Source organism: Micromonospora sp. NPDC004336 (assembly GCF_053602615.1).
Window position 1 is genome coordinate 1 of the sequence record NZ_JBSGDY010000078.1, and the last position, 16,947, is coordinate 16,947.

Sequence of the window (16,947 nt, forward strand, 5' to 3'; positions counted from 1 at the left end):
ACCGCCCCGGCGGCCGGGCCGGGTGGCGCCGCCGACGCCGGACGCGATCTTGACCTCAAGTCGGCTTGAGGTCGTACGGTCACAACATGACGATCAAGGGGTACCCGCGGGACCAGCTCGCCGCCCAGCCGATCGGCTACTGGAGCGGCGCCGCGAGCGAGATCATCGTCGGCGGTCTGCGCGCCGCCCTCGCCGAGGAGGACCTCACCCAGCCGCACTGGTGGACGCTCAACCACGTCGCCGGCGCCCCCGGGGAGTGGACCCGCGCCGCCCTCACCGCCAAGCTGTCCCGGTTCGACACCCAGGACACCGACTTCGACGCCGTCTACGCCGACCTCGCCGGCCGGGGCTGGACCACCGAGGCCGCCGGCCGGCTCGCCCTCACCGAGGCGGGCGAGGCCGGGCGCCTGCGCGCGGCCGCCCGCAACCGGGTGGTCCACGAGCGGATGCACGAAGGCATCGGCACCGACGAGTACGTCGCCGCGCTGAACGTCCTGCGCCGGATGATCGCGAACCTGGGCGGCGACAGCGACCTGCCGTAGCCGCCGCCGGCCGGGGCGGTCAGCCGGCCAGCGCGGTGGCGATCACCTCGACGCCCTCCTCGATGTCGGAGACGGTGTTGGCCGCGTAGCCGAGGACCAGCCCCGGCGGGTGGGGGCGCTGGCAGTGCCAGGACAGCGGCTGGGCCTTCACCCCGCGCTCCAACGCCCGGGCCGCCACCTCAGTGTCGGTGACCGCGCCGTCGAGCGTGACCGTCAGGTGCAGCCCCGCCGCCGCCCCGTGCACCGTCGCCCCCGTCAGGTGCCGGGCGATCGCGGCGACCATCGCGTCGCGCCGCCGGACGTGGCGTCGGCGCAGCAGCCGCAGCTGCCGCTCCAGCACGCCCGACGTCATCAGCTCGGCCAGCACCAGCTGCGGCAGCACCGCGTTGCCGAGGTCGGCGTTGCGCCTGGCCTCGACCACCGCGTCCCGGTGCCGCGCCGGGACCAGCAGCCAGCCGATCCGCAGGGCCGGGGCGAGCAGCTTCGACACGCTGCCCGCGTAGCAGACGTGGTCGGGCAGCATGGCCCGCAGGGCGGGCACGGGCGGCCGGTCGTAGCGGTGCTCGGCGTCGTAGTCGTCCTCGACGATCAGGCCGCCGGCCCGGGCCCAGGTGGCGAGGCGGCGCCGCCGGTCGCCGTCGAGCACCACGCCCGTCGGGAACTGGTGGGCCGGGGTGAGCAGCACCGCCGGCACGCCGCTGGCCGCCAGCTCGTCGACCCGCAGCCCGGCGGCGTCGACCGCGATCGGCGGAGTGGCGACCCGCCAGTTGTTCAGCTGCTGCCGCACGCCGAGGGAGCCCGGGTCCTCCACGGCGACGGTGTCGACGCCGCCGGGGCGCAGCGCCTGCGCGAGCAGCCCCAGCCCGACGCGCCGCCCGCCATGCCCGACCCGTCGTCCTCGGTGACGATGTCGGGCCTCGTCGTCGTGTCGTCGGGCGGCGGGACGTCGGTGTCCGCCTCGACCTGGACCAGCCGCGCCTGCCCGGCCTCGTCCTCGGCGTGCGCCGGGTCGACCGGCAGCTCACCGTCGCGCGCTCGGTACCCCACGGTCGCCTCCCTGGTCGCCGTTGCCGCTCCGCCCGTGCGGCCTTCCCGGGCGCGCCGGGACGAAACGTCGCCGCGCGGCCCGGGGCTGACGGGACGCCTCCGGGGTGACCGGCGCCGCAGTTGCGTGGGTGGGGGTGGCTGCCGCTCGGGCCGCCGCGAGCTTGCGGCGACCGGGGAGGACGATCAGAGCGAAGACGCCGCCGACGAGCGTGCCGACCGCGGCCGTCGCGAAGCCGATGCGCAGGCCGTCGGTGAACACCGGCGCGACGGCCTGCAGCACCGGCTCCCGAAGGGCCGCCGGCAACCGGCCTATCGCCGCCAGGTCGCCGGCGGAGACCGCCCGGACGGCCTCGTCGCGCTGCTCCGGCGCCATGGGGACGGACGCGAGCGCGCCGGGCCCGGCGGCGCCCAGGTGCCGCAGCAGGAGGGTGCCCGTGAGCGCGACCCCGAAGACGCTGCCCACCTGGCGGAAGGTGTTCGACACGCCGGAGGCCGTGCCGACCTGCTCCGGGCGTACGGAGGACAGCAGGGCCACGGTCGCGGGCGCGCCGACCAGCGAGACGCCGGCGCCCAGCAGTGCCAGGGCCCACCAGTACGCGCCGAAGCCGCTGGCGGGCTCCAGCCGGGCCAGCTGGAGCAGCCCGGCCGCACTGGCCACCGACCCGATGATGATCGGGACCTTGGGGCCGGTGCGGGCGGCGAGCACGCTGGCGACGTACGAGAACACCATGATGGCCACGTTCAGCGCGAGGAAGCGCAGCCCGGTCCCGGTGGTGGACAGCCCGTTGATCTGCTGGAGGTAGAAGGTCAGCAGGAAGATGCTGCCGTACAGGCCGAAGAGGCCGAGGAAGTTCACGGCGCCGGCGACGACGACCACGGGACTGCGGAAGAGGTTCATCGGCAGCATCGGGTCGGGCTGGTGCAGCTCCCACGACACGAACGCGATCAGGGCGACGGCGGACAGCCCGAACGAGCCGAGGATCAGCGGGTCGCTCCAGCCGCGGGCGCTCGCCTCGATGAGCCCGTAGACGAGACCCACCATGGCGACGACGAACAGGAGCTGGCCCACCACGTCGGCACGCCGCTTGCCCGGCGCCCGGCTCTCCCCGAGCCGGCGGGTCAGCACGGCGAAGGCGGTCACCCCGAACGGCACGTTGACCCAGAAGATCGCCGGCCAGCCGACGTGATCGACCAGCACACCGCCCAGCACGGGGCCGGCCGCCAGGGCGAGGCCGCCGATCCCGGCCCAGGCGCCGATGGCCTTGGCGCGGGCCACCGGTTCCGGGTAGGTGGCGGACACCAGGGCCAGCGACACGGGAATCATGATCGAACCGGCCGCACCCTGGAGGACGCGGGCCACGAGCAGGAACTCGTAGCTGGGCGCCAGCGCGCACAGCACGGAGGCGACCAGGAAGCCGACCAGGCCCACCAGGAAGATGCGCCTGCGGCCGAGAATGTCGCCGAGGGTGCCCGCGGTGAGTAGCAGGCAGGCGACCGCCAACGCGTAGGCGTCGATGATCCACTGCAGCTCGGTGATGTCGGTCGACAGGTCCCGCTGGATCTCCGGCAGCGCCACGTTAACGATCGTGGAGTCCAGATAGACCATGAAGATGCCGATGCAGATGAACGTGAGTAGGAGGCCCCGGCCGCGCGGGGCAGGGGTACTGCGGCTCGATGTGGTCATGGTGTCCTCGTGTCGGGCAGATGGCGGGCAGGAGTGGTCGGCCGCGACCGGGTACGACGTCACCGCGACGGTATTTGACTGACCGTCAGTCAGTCAACTGACCGACGGTCGGTCATACACTGGTGGCAACGTCGACCAAGGAGACGAGGAGAACGTGTCCCACACCGCCGCACGCGCCGGGCGCAAGCGCGTCGTCAAGACTCCCGAGGCCCGCCGTGCCGACATACTGCGCGCCGGTCGCGAGGTGTTCCAGACCATCGGCTTCGCGGATGCCACCATCGCGGACATCACGACCGCGGCCGACATGGGCAAGGGCAGCTTCTACCTTCATTTCGAGACCAAGGACCACGTCCTGGCCGCCCTGTGGGAGGAGTACGTCGACGCCTTCGTGGTCACCACGGAGCAGGTCCTGGACCGCGGTGGTGCCTGGTGGCCGACCGTCGACGAGCTGCTGACCGAGCTGATCGACCACGCCGTCCGCAACGCCGAGCTGCACCGGCTGGTGTACGGGTCCGCCAACGCCAAGGCCCTGCGGTTGTGCCGGGAATCCAACGCCCGGGTGATCGAGCTGATCTGCGAGTTCGTCGTCCGCGGGGCCGCTGCCGGGGCCTTCCGCAGCGCCCGACCGGACTGGACGTTCCGCATGATCTACCACGCCGCGCACGGGCTGCTCGACGACCTGATCGTCCGCGGTGACCCGCTGGACACCGCGAAGATCACGCGCGATGTGCTCGAGCTCGCCCATCGGGCCCTCGGCGGACCCTCCGACGATCCGTCGGCTCGGCCTGCCTGAGGCCATCCACGCAAGAGACGTCCGCCGTGTGCGACGGCTACCGCGAGGCGGTCACCTGGCCGCCGGTCGGCGGGCGGCGCGCCCGAGCGACGGTCGCCGGGCCGCGGTGACGGGTGGCCGTCGCGTCGTCACCGGCGGGCGCCCCCACCCGAGCCTGCGCCGTACTGCCGGCCGCTCTTTCGTCCGTTCCGTGCGGCGGGCGCGCCCCGGCGATCGGCACGTACCGGGGTGAGCGTCAGGCCCGACCAGTGCCCCGGGTGCGTCCGGCCGGGAGGCAGCGCCGTCCGCCGGTCGCCCCGGGCCGCGTCGAGCTGCGACTGGTGCAGGAACAGGCTGTCCGACAGGTCCGCCCCGCGTAGGTCCGCCCCGCGCAGGTCGGCGCCGGTCAGGTCGGCCAGGCCGAGGTCGACGCCGCGCAGGTCCGCGCCGATCAGCAGGGCCCCGCGCAGGTTCGCCCGGCGCAGGTCGGCCCGGCGCAGGTCGGCGCCGAACAACCGGGCGCCCCGCCGGTCCGCGCCGGGCCGGCCGCCCCGCGCCCGCGCCGCGTCCCCGGCGCGGGACAGCAGCGGGTTCACCCGGCCCCGGTAGGCGTCCACGTCGATCGTCAGCAGCGCCTCCGGGGTCTCCCGGGCCAGCCGCTCGGTCTCGGCGCGCGCGGCGGAGAGCTCGTCGCGCAGCGGCTGCGGCGGGCGCAGCGCCAGCGCCTCGGTCAGGTACCAGAGCAGCTCGTGCAGCGGCCGCATCACGGCGAACGTGTCGAACATGAGCGCGGCGCCCTCCGGCGCCGCGCGCCAGTCCCGCCCGCCGAAGGTGTGCTGGGCCACCCGCTGTCCGGCGCCGAAGCAGTCGAAGACGGTGCAGCCGGGGAAGCCGCGGTCGCGCAGGTCGGCGTGGATGCCGCAGCGCGAGTCGGCCCGCAGGTTCGGGCAGGGCCGCCCGGCCGGCTTGTCGACGGCGAAGTCGGCCGACGCGGAGAAGGCGGGCGCGACGCAGCAGAGCCCGAAGCACCGGGCGCAGTCGGCGCGCAGGTCCGCCGCCGACGACGACCGGGGTGTTTCCGACACGCTGACCGTTCTCCTGCCGATCGTGAGCCCTCCGCTCGCCGGGACGCGGGCGGAGCACCCATTGTCCCGCGTGGCGCTGGTGGCCCGGCGGCGGGCCGGACCACCCGCGCCGGGGCGCGCGCCCGGCGCGCCCCGGTGGCTCAGACCCGGGTGACGCGTACGGCGTCCGCGACGACGTGGCCGGTGCCGGAGGTCCACCGGCTCACGCCGACCTTGTTGCCGTCGCCCTTGGCGAGGGTGAAGGTGCCCAGCGAGCGCCACGTCCCGCCGTTGCTGCGCTGGTCGACGTGCACCGTCTTGTTGCCCGTCGAGGTGGCCACGATGTACGGGGTGGCGGCGCTGTTGCCGGTGGACGCCGGGTACCAGACGTCGACCCGGTAGGTGCCGGTCTCGGGCACGTCGACCTTGTACCAGGCGACGTCGCTGGCGGCGACCGGGGCGGCCCGCCGGTAGTTGGTGCCGTACCGGCCGGTGAGGCTCGACGCGACGGCCCAGTTGGCGCTGGCGGTGAAGCGGCCGGCCGTGGTGTTGTCCACCACCGCGCTCCACGGGCTGAAGTACGTCGACCAGAGGTTGTGCGTCGGCCAGCTGGTGACCTGGCGGGAGGCGGCCCAAAGGGCGCTGTCGATGGCGCCGTAGTCGAGGCCGGAGGGGTCGTCGCGCTGGTTGAACAGCGCCGCCCAGCTCATGCCCTGGTAGCTCTTGACCAGCAGGGTGTAGGTGCCGGCCAGGCTGCCGGTGTGCCAGATGTTGTACTTCGTCTCGCCGCTGGTGGCGAAGGGGCGCACGGCCCAGCCGAGGCCGTAGTACCAGCCGTTGCCGTTCACGCCGGTCGACGGCACCGCGGTGATCTTCGCCAGCGAGCCGGCGTCGAGTACGCCACCGGCGCCGTCGAGCATGGTGGCCCAGCGGACCATGTCGACCGCCGAGGCGACCCATCCGCCGTTGGCGTCGCGCAGGCTCATGCTGAAGGTGCCGTACGGGGCCGGCACGATGGTGCCCGAGTCGTCCAGGACGGTACGTCCGGTGTACTGCGACCGGTAGCCGACCTCGCCGGCGAGCCGCGTCAGGGCCTTCCCGTGGGCCATCCGGGTGATGCCCAGCGGGGCGAGGAGCTTCTGCTTGACGTACGCCTCGTAGGACATGCCGGTGACCTTCTCGACGACCCGGCCGGCGAGGAAATAGCCGTAGTTGCTGTACGCGACGGTGCTGCCCGGGTCATGTTGCAGCGGCTGGCCGGACATGTAGCGCAGGACGTCCTCCTTGCGCAGCTCCAGCGGCACGCCCAGCGCCTGCGCGATGACGTGGTCGCGGCCGTGCAGGGGGTCGAAGGTGAGGTCGCGGTCCCAGCCGCCGAGGTGCTGCAGCAGCCGCCGCAGGGTCACCTGGGGCAGCCTCGGGTCGACGGTCTGGCCGGCCGGCGGGATGAAGTCCAGCACCGAGGTCACCGGGTCGTCGAGGCCGATCAGGCCGTCCTGGACCAGCCGGAGCACCGCCGCGGCGGTGAGCGACTTGCTCAGGCTCGCGATGCGGAACAGCGACGTCGGCTGGATCGTCTCCGCCGAGTTGTTGCCGTAGCCCCGGGCCAGCACGAGCCGGCCGTTGTACGTCACCGCGAGCTGCCCGGCGCTGACGCCGCGCGCCTGCATGAACGACTTCATGGTGTCGTCGAAGCTGGTCAGCCCGGCCACCGCGGTGCCGGTGGCGACCCAGCCGTCCGCCGCGTGCGCCGGCGCGTGGAGCAGGGTGCCGGCCCCGGCGGCACCGGCGCCGGCCGCGCCGACGAGCTTTCCGAACGTTCTCCTGCTGACTGCCCGCACGATGTCTCCCCCGGGTAAGTTGATCTAGCCGGGGGAGACCCTACAAGAAGATTCGCGTTCGGACAGTCCGGTCGACCGCCGGCGCGGAGGGCGTCACGGGACGACGGCGATCCGCGTGCCGCGCCGGCAGGGTGGCGCGCCACCCGTCCCATGCGGATGCAACGATACGTTGATCCCGGTCCATGTGGGGGATTGCCCACGTCGATGCGCTCTGCCATTCTCCGACATGGACGCTGCCAGTGACGGTCGCCAATCCGGAGGGCGCGCGGCGGCCCCTATCTGCCGGAGGGACCCTCGTGAAGCGCAGACGTCGCCACCTGCTCGTGGGGCTGGCGGTCGGTGCCCTGGTGGCATCGACTGGCCTCGTAGGAATCCACTTCGCCGGCGCCCAGGTGCCCGCTCCCGCCGCCGCGGCCGGGGACGGCGAGATGCCCGGCGCGCTCGGCGCCCACATGGAACGGCTGCGCCAGGCCGTGCCGGGCAACGACGGCATGTCGCCGGATGGCCCGGGCAACGCCGCGCAGCAGGAGTTCCTGGAGCGCGCGTACCCGGCCAGCACGATCAGCATCGCCCAGATGGACCGGTCGAAGGCGGCATACTCGGCGGCCGAGCGGCGCGCCGGGGGCAGCCGGGGGTGGACCAACGTGGGCCCGAGCGAGGCCCTCTACCCGTTCACCGAGTTCCGCAACGCCTACAACTACGTGCCGAACGCGTACGTCGCGGGCGGCCGGGTCACCTCCATCGACATCGCGCCCGACTGCAACGCCCTGCTCTGCCGGGCGTACGTGACGCCGGCCGGCGGCGGCGTCTGGGGCACCCTGAACGTCCTGGCGGCCGAGCCGAAGTGGTTCTACCTCGGCGGCCCGCTCGGCATCAACGCGGCCGGCTCGGTCAAGATCGACCGCAACGACAAGACCGGCCTGACCATCTACGTCGGCACCGGCGAGGCCAACACCTGCGCCTCCGGCTGCGTCGCCGGCGTCGGCCTCTACAAGTCGACGAACGGCGGCGTCACCTGGAAGGGCCCGCTGGGCAAGGACGCCCTGGCCGGCAAGGGCATCGGCGAGATCACGATCAAGCCGGGCGACCCGAAGACGCTCTACGTCGCCACCACCACCGCGCTGCGGGGCATGTCCGGCTCCTGCTGCACCGGCGTCACCCGGCCGGTGCCCGACGCCGAGAAGTGGGGCCTCTACAAGTCCACCGACGGCGGCGCCAACTGGAAGTTCGTCCACAACGGCTCGGCCGACGCGACCCAGTGCACCGGCAGCGCCGCCGAATACAACAACACCGCCGCCTGCTCCCCGCGCGGCGTGCGCTACGTCAAGCTCGACCCGCGCGACGCGAACGTCGTCTACGCCTCCTCGTACGCCCGGGGCGTGTGGCGCTCGGCGGACGCCGGCGCCACCTGGACCCAGATCAAGCCGTCGCTCAACCCGGCGGTCTTCCAGACCCGCGCCGCGATCGACGTGACCGCCCTGCCGAACGGCAAGACCCGGATGTACGTCTACGAGGGCAACCTCGGCAACCCGTACTCGCGGCTGTTCCGCAGCGACGACGTGGCCGGCGGCGTCCCCGCGTTCGCCGACCTGACCAGCGCCAACCCGGCCGACCCGGGCTACGCGACCTACAACCAGTGCACCGGCCAGTGCTGGTACGACGTGTTCGTGCACACCCCGGCCGGGCACCCCGACATCGTCTACACCGGCGGCTCGTACGTCTACGGCGAGACCGTCGCCCACAAGCGGGCCGTGGTGCTCTCCACCGACGCCGGGGTCAGCGGCACCGACATGACCTACGACGGCACCGACGAGTTGCACCCCAACGGCCTGCACCCCGACCAGCACGCCCTGGTCACCAACCCGCGCAACCCGTACCAGTTCTTCGAGGCAAACGACGGCGGCGTCATGCGCTCGAGCGGCCAGTTCGTCGACCGGTCGGCGTGGTGCGACAACCCGGCCCGCAACCTCACCACCGACGCGCAGAAGGCCCGCTGCAAGCAGATGCTCTCGCGGATCCCGTCGAAGTTGGACGGCATCAACAAGGGCATGAACACCCTGCAGTTCATCAGCCTCTCGGCCAGCCCGCACGACCACACCCTGCTGCAGGGCGGCACCCAGGACAACGGCACCTGGGAGAACAAGGGCCAGCGCAAGCGCTGGGTCAACACGATGATCGGCGACGGCGGCGCGTCCGGCTTCGACGTCGGCAGGCCGGAGTTCCGCTTCCACACCTTCTACGACGCCTCGCCCGAGGTGAACTTCGCAGGCGGCGACGTGGGCAGCTGGATCTCGATCTCCGACCCGATCTTCGGGCACCCGGGCACCCTGTTCTACGCCCCGGTCGTCAGCGACCCGAAGGTCAGCGGCACGATCTTCGCCGGCACGTCCCGCACCGTCTACCGGACCAAGACGTTCGGCCTGGGCGACCGGAGCCTCGCGGAGGCCGACCGGATCTGCAACACCTGGACCGGCACCTTCGAGGCGCAGTGCGGCGACTTCGCGCCGCTGGGCACGGTCAACCTGACCGACGCCGCCTGGGGCGACCGGGCCGGCGGCGCCGTCTCGGTGGTCCAGCGGGTCGCCACCGACTCGTCCACCGCGTACGCGGCCACCAGCACCGGCCGGGTGTTCGTGTCCCGCAACGTCGACGCCGAGCCGGCGTCGGCGGTCACCTGGACGCGGATCGACACCGCCGCCACGCCCAACCGCTTCGTCACCAGCGTCCACGTCGACCCGGCCGACCCGGCCCGGGCGTGGATCTCCTACAGCGGGTTCAACTCGAACACCCCGGCCACCGCCGGGCACGCGTTCGAGGTGAAGCTGGCCGGCGCCGGCGCGACCTGGGCCGACCGGTCGTACGACTTCGGCGACCAGCCCATCACCGACCTCGTCCGCGACGACGTCACCGGCGACCTCTACGCGGCCACCGACTTCGGCGTCCTGCGGCTGGCCAAGGGCAGCACCACCTGGGTGAAGGCGGCCCGCGGCATGCCCAACGTCGAGGTCGCCGGGCTCACCGTCGTGCCGGGCAAGCGGGTGCTCTACGCCGCCTCGCACGGCCTCGGCGCCTGGCAGCTCGCGCTCTGAGGAGTCCGACCATCGGCAACGACCGGGTGAGGGGCCGCGCGAGCGGCCCCTCACCGCTGCCCGAGGCGGCCGGCCGCGCCTGGCGCACCCTCGGCGCGGCGTTCGTCCTGCTCGTCTTCGTCCCGCCGCTGCTGCTGCTGGTCGCCGGGTCGCTCACCGAGCCCGGCCTGCCCCCGCCGCCCACCCCGCGGCTGGTGCCCGACCCGGTCTCCACCACCGGCTACCAGCAGGCCGTCGAGCTGGGCGGGCTGCTGCGCGCCTCGCTCAACTCGGTGCTCGTGGCGGTCGTCGCGGTGCCGCTGAGCGTGCTCGTCGCGTCCCTGGCCGGCTTCGCGCTGGCCCGGCTCGCCCCGCGCACCACCGGCGTCGTCGTGGCGGCCTCCCTGGTGGCCCTGATGGTGCCGGCCACGGCGCTGCTGGTGCCCCGGTTCGCGATCTTCCGGCTGCTCGGCCTGACCGACACCCTGGTGCCGCTGATCGCCCCGGCGCTGCTGGGCACCTCGCCGCTCTACGTCCTGGTCTACTACCTGGCCTTCCGGGCGCTGCCGGCGGAACTCTACGACGCCTGCCTGGTGGCGGACCTCTCCCCGGTGCGCACCTGGTGGCGGGTCGCCCTGCCGCTGGTGCGGCCGGTCACCGCCGGGCTCACCGCGCTGACCTTCGTGCTCACCTGGTCGAACTTCCTCGACCCGCTGGTCTACGTCTACGACCGCGACCTGTTCACCCTGCCGCTGGCGCTGCGCTCCCTGTCGGTGCTGGACCCGACGAACTTCCCGGTGTTCCTGGCCGGCGCGGTGCTGGCCACGGCGCCGGCGCTGGCCGTGTTCGTGCTCGCGCAGCGGCGCTTCCTCCACCACGACGACCCGACGGGACGACACTGACGATGCGACCGGAGACGACACCGACGACGCGGCCGAAGGCGCTGCTCGCCCTGCTGCTCACCGCCGTGCTGGCCGCCGCCGGCTGCGGCTCCGGCGCCGGCTCGTCCGCCGACGGGCCGGTGCGGCTGCTGGTCTTCGGCGCCCCCGAGGAACTCGCCGCCTACCGCACCCTCGTCGAGGCGTACGAGAAGGCGCGCCCCGGCGCCGACGTGCAGCTCGTCGAGGCCAGCGACCGCAAGGACCTGCTCGCCCGGCTCGCCACGTCGGTGGCCGGCGGCGCCCCGCCGGACCTGTTCCTGATGAACTACCGCTTCTACGGGCAGTTCGCGGCGAAGGACGTCGTCGAGCCGCTGGACGACCGCCTCGCCGCGTCCGACGCCGTCGACCCGGCCGACTACTACCCGGTGGCGTGGAACGCATTCCGCTGGAAGGACCGGCAGCTCTGCCTGCCGCAGAACGTCTCCAGCCTCGCCGTCTACTACAACCGCACCCTGTTCGCCAAGTACGGCGTGCCCGAGCCGAAGGCCGGCTGGACCTGGAACGACCTGGTCGCCACCGCCGGCGCCATGACCCGCGACTCCCGCGGCGCGGTGATCAGGGCCACCGAGAGCGAGGGCGCCGCGCTGCGCCCGGCGGTGCACGGCCTCGGCGTGGAGCCGTCGATCATCCGGCTCGCCCCGTTCGTCTGGTCCAACGGCGGCCAGCTCGTCGACGACCCGGCGCGGCCGACCCGGCTGACGCTGGACACCCCGGCCGCCCGCGAGGCCCTGAAGAACCTGGTGGACCTGCGGCTGGCGTACGGGGTGGTGCCCACCGACGAGGAGGTGGAGGCCGAGGACGACGAGTCCCGGTTCGCCAACGGCCGCCTCGCCATGCTGATGAGTTCCCGCCGCTCCACCACCACGTTCCGCTCGATCACCGGCTTCGAGTGGGACGTCGCCCCGCTGCCCGTCTACAAGGAGCAGGTCGGGGTGCTGCACTCCGACGCGTACTGCATGACCCGGGGCGCGAAGAACAAGGACGCCGCCTGGCGGTTCCTGGAGTTCGCCATCGCCGAGGAGGGCCAGCGCATCATCGCCGCCACCGGGCGCACCGTCCCGTCCCACATCGGCGTGTCGCGGTCGCCGGCGTTCCTCGGCCCCGCCCAGCCGCCGCGCAGCGCGAAGGTCTTCCTCGACGCCATCCCCACCGTCCGGGCGCTGCCCACCGTCTCGACCTGGCCGGAGATCGAGGACGTCACCTACGGCATCCTGGAGAACGCCATGCACCGGGGCGACCGGCTCGACGACGTGGTCCGCGACCTCGACCGGCAGACCCGCCCCCTGTTCGCCCGCGGCGAGCACGGGTGAGCGACCCCGGCCTCGCCCTGGCCGGCGTCAGCGCCGCCTACCGGGGCTCGACCGTGCTGCACGAGGTGGACCTGACCGTCGCGCGCGGGGAACTGCTGGTGGTCCTCGGCCCGTCGGGAGCGGGCAAGTCGACGGTGCTGCGGGTGGTCGCCGGCCTGGAACCGGTCACCGCCGGCCGGATCCGCATCGCCGGGCGGGACGTCACCGCCGAGCGCCCCGGCCGGCGCGACGTGTCGATGGTGTTCCAGTCGTACGCCCTCTTCCCGCACCTCACCGTCGCCGAGAACATCGCCTTCGGCCTGGAGGTGCGCGACACCCCCCGCGCGGTGGCCCGGGAACGCGCCCGCGCGGCCGCGGAGACCGTCGGCTGCGCCGCCCTGCTGGGCCGGCGGCCCGGGCAGCTCTCCGGCGGGGAGCGGCAGCGGGTGGCGCTGGCCCGGGCGCTGGTGCGCGAGCCCGACGTGTTCCTGCTCGACGAGCCGCTGTCCAACCTCGACCAGGCGCTGCGGGTGGAGATGCGCGCCGAGCTGCGGGCCCTGCACGACCGGCTGGGCGCCACCATGGTCCACGTCACCCACGACCAGACCGAGGCGCTGGTGCTCGCCGACCGGATCGCCGTGCTGCGCGACGGGCGCATCGAGCAGGTCGGCACCCCCGACGAGATCTGGCGCACCCCGGCCACCACCTTCGTCGCCCGCTTCGTCGGCTCGCCGGCGATGAACCTGCTCCCGGCGGACGGCCCGCTGCGTCCCGGCGGCGACCCGCCGCCCGGCGCCGAGGCCGCGGGCATGCGGATCGGCTTCCGGCCCGAGGCGGTCACCCTCGACGCCACCGACGGCGCGGACGCCACCGTCGACCGGGTCGAGGTGGTCGGCGAGGACGCGTACGCGTACCTGACCGTCGCCGCCGGACACCCCGTCGTCGCCCGGGTGCCCGCCGCCCGCCGGCCCGAGCGCGGCGCGGCGGTACGCGTCGGCGTGCGCTGGCCCGACGTGCACGTCTTCCACGCCGACTCCGGCCGCCGGTACGCCCCGTGACGACGACCGACCGCCGCTCGCGCCGGCAGCTGGCGCTGATGCTGACGCCGTACCTGGTCGGCCTCGTCGGGCTGGTGCTGCTGCCCGCCGCGGTCACCCTGGCGCTGGCGTTCACCGAGTACGACCTGCTGCGTCCGCCGCGCTGGGTGGGACTGGACAACCTCGTCGCGCTGGCCGACGACCCGGTGTTCCGGGTGTCGCTGACCAACTCGCTGGTCTTCGCGCTGGTGGCCGTACCGCTGCGGGTGCTGCTCGCCCTCGGCCTGGCGCTGCTGCTGCACCGCCGGGCGGTCGGTGTCGGCAGCGCCCGCAGCGCGGCGGTGCTGCCGACCGCGGTGCCCGAGATCGCCTACGGGCTGCTCTGGCTGTGGCTGCTCAACCCGCTCTACGGCCCCGTCAACCAGGTGCTGCGCGCCGGCGGGGAGAACGGCCTGACCGTGCTGGGCCGCACCCCGCCGCAGTGGCTCACCGACCCGACCGACGCCCGCGCCGCGATCATCGGCATGAGCCTGTTCACCATGGGGGAGACCTTCGTGGTGCTGCTGGCGGCCCGCCGCGCGCTGCCCCGCGACGTCTACGAGATGGCGGCGATCGAGGACGCCACCGGCTGGGACGTGTTCCGCCGGATCACGCTGCCGCTGATGGCGCCGGTGCTCGGGCTGCTGGCGGTACGCGACGCCGTCCAGAGCCTGCACTTCACCTTCGTGCCGGCCTTCGTGGTCACCGATGGCGGCCCGCCCCCGTACGCCACCACCTACCTGTCGCTGTTCGTCTACCGCACCGGCTTCGAGTACCTGCGCTACGGCTACGCCGCCGCCGCGACCCTGGTGATGATCCTGCTGACCGTGGCGGCGGTGCTGCTGCAGTGGCGGCTGATCCGCCGCTACCGCGCGTTCTACCGCTGGTGACAGGCCGTCCAGCGTGGTCGCGCCGGGCCATGGTCCTCCGCGACCGGCGCGGGCGTCCTGGCTGACCGGGTCGCCCGAGACTACGATCGCACGTCCCGACGCCGGTATCCGGCGGCGCCGATGGCCACGGCCGTGCCCGCGAGTGCGACCATGACGGCCGTCGCGGGCCAGTTCGGCGCCGTCTGCGGCACGTCCGCGAGGTGGGCGTACGGCGAGAGCCGGCCGACCCAGGCCGGCGCGCCGGTGCTGTCGGCGACGACGGTGAGCAGGAACCCGCCGGCGGTCGGCAGCATGCCCAGGGCCGCCACCCCGCGCGGGGCCCGGCCGAGGGCGAGCACCGCCACCCCGAGGCTGAGCAGTGCCACGGGCAGGACGTTCCAGGTGCCGGCGAGCGCGGCGGGCAGCGACAGATCCGCGTCGACCAGGGCCGCCCCGAGCCACGTCGCCGCGCCGGCGACGGTGACGAGCGCCGCCGCGCCGAGCGCGGTGGTGGCGACCTCGGCGGCGAGCAGCCTGGCGCGCGAGACCGTCCCGGCGTGGAGCAGGGTCAGGCGTCCGTCTGTCTCCGCGGCCGCGAACGCGGCGAGCCGGACGGCCGTGAAGGCGCCGACCGGCACGGCGAGTAGGGCGAACAGGCTGGCGACGTACCCGTGGACGGTGCCGATGCCGGTGAAACCCGCCTGCGCGGCGAGGTCGGCGAAGCGTGAGTTGTCGGCGAGGAACTCGGTCAGGGAGACCGCCAGCGCGCCGATCAGCAGGAAGTACGCCCCGACGCCGGCCGACCATCCGGCGAGTGGCCGCAGCGTCCGCCGCACGGCGAAGGACTCCACCGAGCGGAGCGACCGCAGGCGGGGCGGTCGGCCGGCGGCGGGGGCGACCAGCCCGTCGCGGACGTCCCGCCGTCCCGCCAGGGTGAGCGCGCCGGCGCACAGCACCACGGCGGTGAGCGCGAGCACGACCAGGGGTGACAGCCGATCGGCCTGATAGGGGCGGGTGAGGGCCAGCGGCCCGTACGGCGGCAGCCACCGCAGCCAGCCGAGCGGGGTGACGCCGTCGCCGACCATGCGGGCGAGCAGTCCGACACCGAGGAACGCCAGCGTGGCCCCGGTCGCCGCGGCCCGGGTGGGGAAGACCTGAGCGGCGAGGGCCGCCGCCGCGACGGCCACCGTGGTGACCAGCGCCAGGCCGGCGCCGTGCAGGACGGCTCCCCGGGCCGGGGTGCCGGCCGCGACGAGCGCCGCCGCGAGCGCGATCCCGGTCAGGGCCGCCACGGTCGCCAGCACCGCGAGGTGGCGGCCGAGCACCGCCGCCGGCCCCGACCGGCCCGCGAGCAGGAGGTCCCACCGCCCTGCCGCCTCCTCGCCCCGGGTGACGCGGGTGGTCGCGAGCAGGCCCCAGACCGACAGCACGACGGCGAGGACGGTGCCGGTGCGCCAGACGGTGAAACCACCGGCGGTGTCGAGGGCGGCCGGCTCGCCGAACAGCGTCCGGACCGCGGGATTGCGGGCCAGGGCGGCGAGCGCGGCCGCGTCAAGGCCGTCCCCGACCGTCCTGGTGTACGTGGTGGCGACCAGCGTCGACATCCCCACCGTCACGGCGAACACGACGGCGGCGCCGCGGCGCACCTGGCGTACGGCCAGGCGGGTGACGGCGCGGCCGGCCTCGGCCCGCGCGGGGTGGTGGCCGGTCGCCGCCAGGGCGGTGGCGGTCATCGGTCGGCCTCGCCGTAGTAGTCGAGGAAGATCTCCTCGAGGCTGGGTTCCCGGACGGTGAGGGCGGTGACGTCGGCGGCGGCGAGGGCGCGCAGCGCCGGTGCGGGTGGCCCGTTCAGGGAGAAGCTCAGCGTCCCGCCGTCGCGAGCGACGCTGCCGACCCCCGCCACGTCGGACAGGTCGGGCGCGGAGCCGGTGAACCGGGCGGTCACCTCGGTGCGGTGCAGGCGGCGCAGGTCGCCGACGGTGGCGACGTCGACGAGCCGGCCGGCGCGCAGGATCGCCACGCGGTCGCAGACGGCCTCGACCTCGGCCAGTTGGTGGGAGCAGAGGAACGTCGTCTGGCCACGGTCCCGGGCGACCGCGACGGCGCGGCGGAACTCCTGTTCCATCAACGGGTCGAGCCCGCTGGTCGGCTCGTCGAGGACGAGCAGGGGCGCGCGGGTGGCGAACGCGGCGACCAGCGCGACCTTCTGCCGGTTGCCGGTCGAGTAGGCGCGGGCCGGCTTGGACACGTCGAGGGCGAATCTCTCCACGAGCTCGTCGCGGTAGGCGCGGTCGACGCCCGGCCCGGTGGCGGCCAGCAACTCGAGGATCTCCGCGCCGGTGAGCTGCGGCCACAGGGCCACGTCGGCCGGCACGTACGCCAGCGACCCGTGGGCGGCGACGTCGCCGGCCTGGACGTCGAAGATCCACGCCCGGCCGGCGGTGGGGCGGGCCAGGCCGAGCAGCAGCCGGATGGTGGTGGACTTTCCGGCCCCGTTCGGGCCGAGGAAACCGAACACCTCGCCGGCCGGCACGGTCAGGTCCAACCCGTCGAGGGCCAGGAGCGTCCCGTAGCGCTTGGTGAGGTGGTGGGTGCGAACGGCGGGTGTGGCCACGGTATGCCTCCGGTCGACGTGTCACGACTGCCGACCAGGCTTCCCGGCGCACCAACCATCACCGTACTGCGTCCGGTCATGCCGGACAAGACGCGGTCACCCGGCGGCGGCGAAGCGTTCCACATTGTCCACCGGACCGA

At 74.1% G+C, this 16,947-nt stretch carries 14 protein-coding genes; 7 read left to right on the forward strand and 7 right to left on the reverse strand.

Features of this window, described 5'->3' with window-relative positions; genetic code table 11:
• The first annotated feature begins 86 nt into the window (after nt 1-86).
• Complete coding sequence (locus ACWENR_RS17530) at nt 87-542, forward strand: MarR family transcriptional regulator (protein WP_452278036.1); 456 nt, start codon at nt 87-89, stop codon at nt 540-542.
• 19 nt (nt 543-561) lie between these two features.
• Here ACWENR_RS17530 and ACWENR_RS17535 read toward each other — a convergent pair whose 3' ends face one another.
• The 3 genes from ACWENR_RS17535 to ACWENR_RS17545 are packed head-to-tail and all read right to left on the reverse strand — an operon-like array spanning nt 562 to nt 3,273.
• Entirely contained in the window at nt 562-1,353 is a 792-nt protein-coding gene (locus tag ACWENR_RS17535; RefSeq protein ID WP_452278037.1) for an aminotransferase-like domain-containing protein, read from the reverse strand.
• Nucleotides 1,314-1,589 carry a hypothetical protein gene (locus ACWENR_RS17540; RefSeq protein WP_452278038.1) on the reverse strand — a complete coding sequence of 92 codons (276 nt, stop codon included), beginning with the start codon at nt 1,587-1,589 and terminating at the stop codon, nt 1,314-1,316. Before ACWENR_RS17540 ends, ACWENR_RS17535 begins: the two co-directional genes overlap by 40 nt.
• Nucleotides 1,564-3,273 carry a DHA2 family efflux MFS transporter permease subunit gene (locus tag ACWENR_RS17545; protein ID WP_452278039.1) on the reverse strand — a complete coding sequence of 570 codons (1,710 nt, stop codon included), beginning with the start codon at nt 3,271-3,273 and terminating at the stop codon, nt 1,564-1,566. The genes ACWENR_RS17540 and ACWENR_RS17545 overlap by 26 nt, the downstream gene beginning before the upstream one ends.
• 154 nt (nt 3,274-3,427) lie before the next feature.
• On the opposite strand from ACWENR_RS17545, the gene ACWENR_RS17550 reads away from it, so the two are divergent.
• Nucleotides 3,428-4,066: a TetR/AcrR family transcriptional regulator gene (locus ACWENR_RS17550; RefSeq protein WP_452278040.1), complete on the forward strand. Its 639-nt coding sequence runs from the start codon at nt 3,428-3,430 to the stop codon at nt 4,064-4,066.
• Nucleotides 4,067-4,194: 128 nt separating this feature from the next.
• On the opposite strand, the gene ACWENR_RS17555 is transcribed toward ACWENR_RS17550, so the two are convergent.
• Nucleotides 4,195-5,130 (reverse strand): pentapeptide repeat-containing protein, encoded by a 936-nt coding sequence (locus ACWENR_RS17555; protein ID WP_452278041.1) that lies wholly within the window; start codon nt 5,128-5,130, stop codon nt 4,195-4,197.
• Between the two features lie 140 nt (nt 5,131-5,270).
• The gene (locus ACWENR_RS17560) at nt 5,271-6,950 is read right to left on the reverse strand and encodes a serine hydrolase (protein ID WP_452278042.1); all 1,680 of its coding nucleotides are present in this window, start codon (nt 6,948-6,950) and stop codon (nt 5,271-5,273) included.
• 296 nt (nt 6,951-7,246) lie between these two features.
• Between ACWENR_RS17560 and ACWENR_RS17565 the strand changes: the two genes are divergently transcribed.
• Genes ACWENR_RS17565 through ACWENR_RS17585 form a run of 5 tightly spaced genes read left to right on the forward strand, consistent with a single transcriptional unit; the run spans nt 7,247 to nt 14,214 of the window.
• Entirely contained in the window at nt 7,247-10,039 is a 2,793-nt protein-coding gene (locus tag ACWENR_RS17565; RefSeq protein ID WP_452278043.1) for an exo-alpha-sialidase, read from the forward strand.
• Between the two features lie 26 nt (nt 10,040-10,065).
• Nucleotides 10,066-10,920, forward strand: coding sequence for a carbohydrate ABC transporter permease (locus tag ACWENR_RS17570; protein WP_452278044.1), 855 nt, complete (start codon nt 10,066-10,068; stop codon nt 10,918-10,920).
• A 2-nt stretch (nt 10,921-10,922) separates the two neighbouring features.
• Nucleotides 10,923-12,269 (forward strand): ABC transporter substrate-binding protein, encoded by a 1,347-nt coding sequence (locus ACWENR_RS17575; protein ID WP_452278045.1) that lies wholly within the window; start codon nt 10,923-10,925, stop codon nt 12,267-12,269.
• Nucleotides 12,266-13,306, forward strand: a complete 1,041-nt coding sequence (locus ACWENR_RS17580; RefSeq protein ID WP_452278046.1) for an ABC transporter ATP-binding protein — start codon at nt 12,266-12,268, stop codon at nt 13,304-13,306. The genes ACWENR_RS17575 and ACWENR_RS17580 overlap by 4 nt, the downstream gene beginning before the upstream one ends.
• Nucleotides 13,307-13,344: 38 nt before the next feature.
• Nucleotides 13,345-14,214, forward strand: coding sequence for a carbohydrate ABC transporter permease (locus ACWENR_RS17585; protein WP_452278059.1), 870 nt, complete (start codon nt 13,345-13,347; stop codon nt 14,212-14,214).
• 80 nt (nt 14,215-14,294) lie between these two features.
• Here ACWENR_RS17585 and ACWENR_RS17590 read toward each other — a convergent pair whose 3' ends face one another.
• Both ACWENR_RS17590 and ACWENR_RS17595 read right to left on the reverse strand, forming a co-directional pair.
• The gene (locus ACWENR_RS17590) at nt 14,295-15,926 is read right to left on the reverse strand and encodes an ABC transporter permease (protein WP_452278047.1); all 1,632 of its coding nucleotides are present in this window, start codon (nt 15,924-15,926) and stop codon (nt 14,295-14,297) included.
• Nucleotides 15,923-16,807, reverse strand: a complete 885-nt coding sequence (locus ACWENR_RS17595) for an ATP-binding cassette domain-containing protein (protein WP_452278048.1) — start codon at nt 16,805-16,807, stop codon at nt 15,923-15,925. The genes ACWENR_RS17590 and ACWENR_RS17595 overlap by 4 nt, the downstream gene beginning before the upstream one ends.
• Nucleotides 16,808-16,947 lie beyond the last annotated feature (140 nt).

Coding starts and splice junctions, on each gene's coding strand:
- ACWENR_RS17590 (WP_452278047.1), bottom strand. CDS start 15,926: ATGACCGCCACCGCCCTGGCGGCGACCGGCCACCACCCCGCGCGGGCC.
- ACWENR_RS17585 (WP_452278059.1), top strand. CDS start 13,345: ATGCTGACGCCGTACCTGGTCGGCCTCGTCGGGCTGGTGCTGCTGCCC.
- ACWENR_RS17530 (WP_452278036.1), top strand. CDS start 87: ATGACGATCAAGGGGTACCCGCGGGACCAGCTCGCCGCCCAGCCGATC.
- ACWENR_RS17575 (WP_452278045.1), top strand. CDS start 10,923: ATGCGACCGGAGACGACACCGACGACGCGGCCGAAGGCGCTGCTCGCC.
- ACWENR_RS17545 (WP_452278039.1), bottom strand. CDS start 3,273: ATGACCACATCGAGCCGCAGTACCCCTGCCCCGCGCGGCCGGGGCCTC.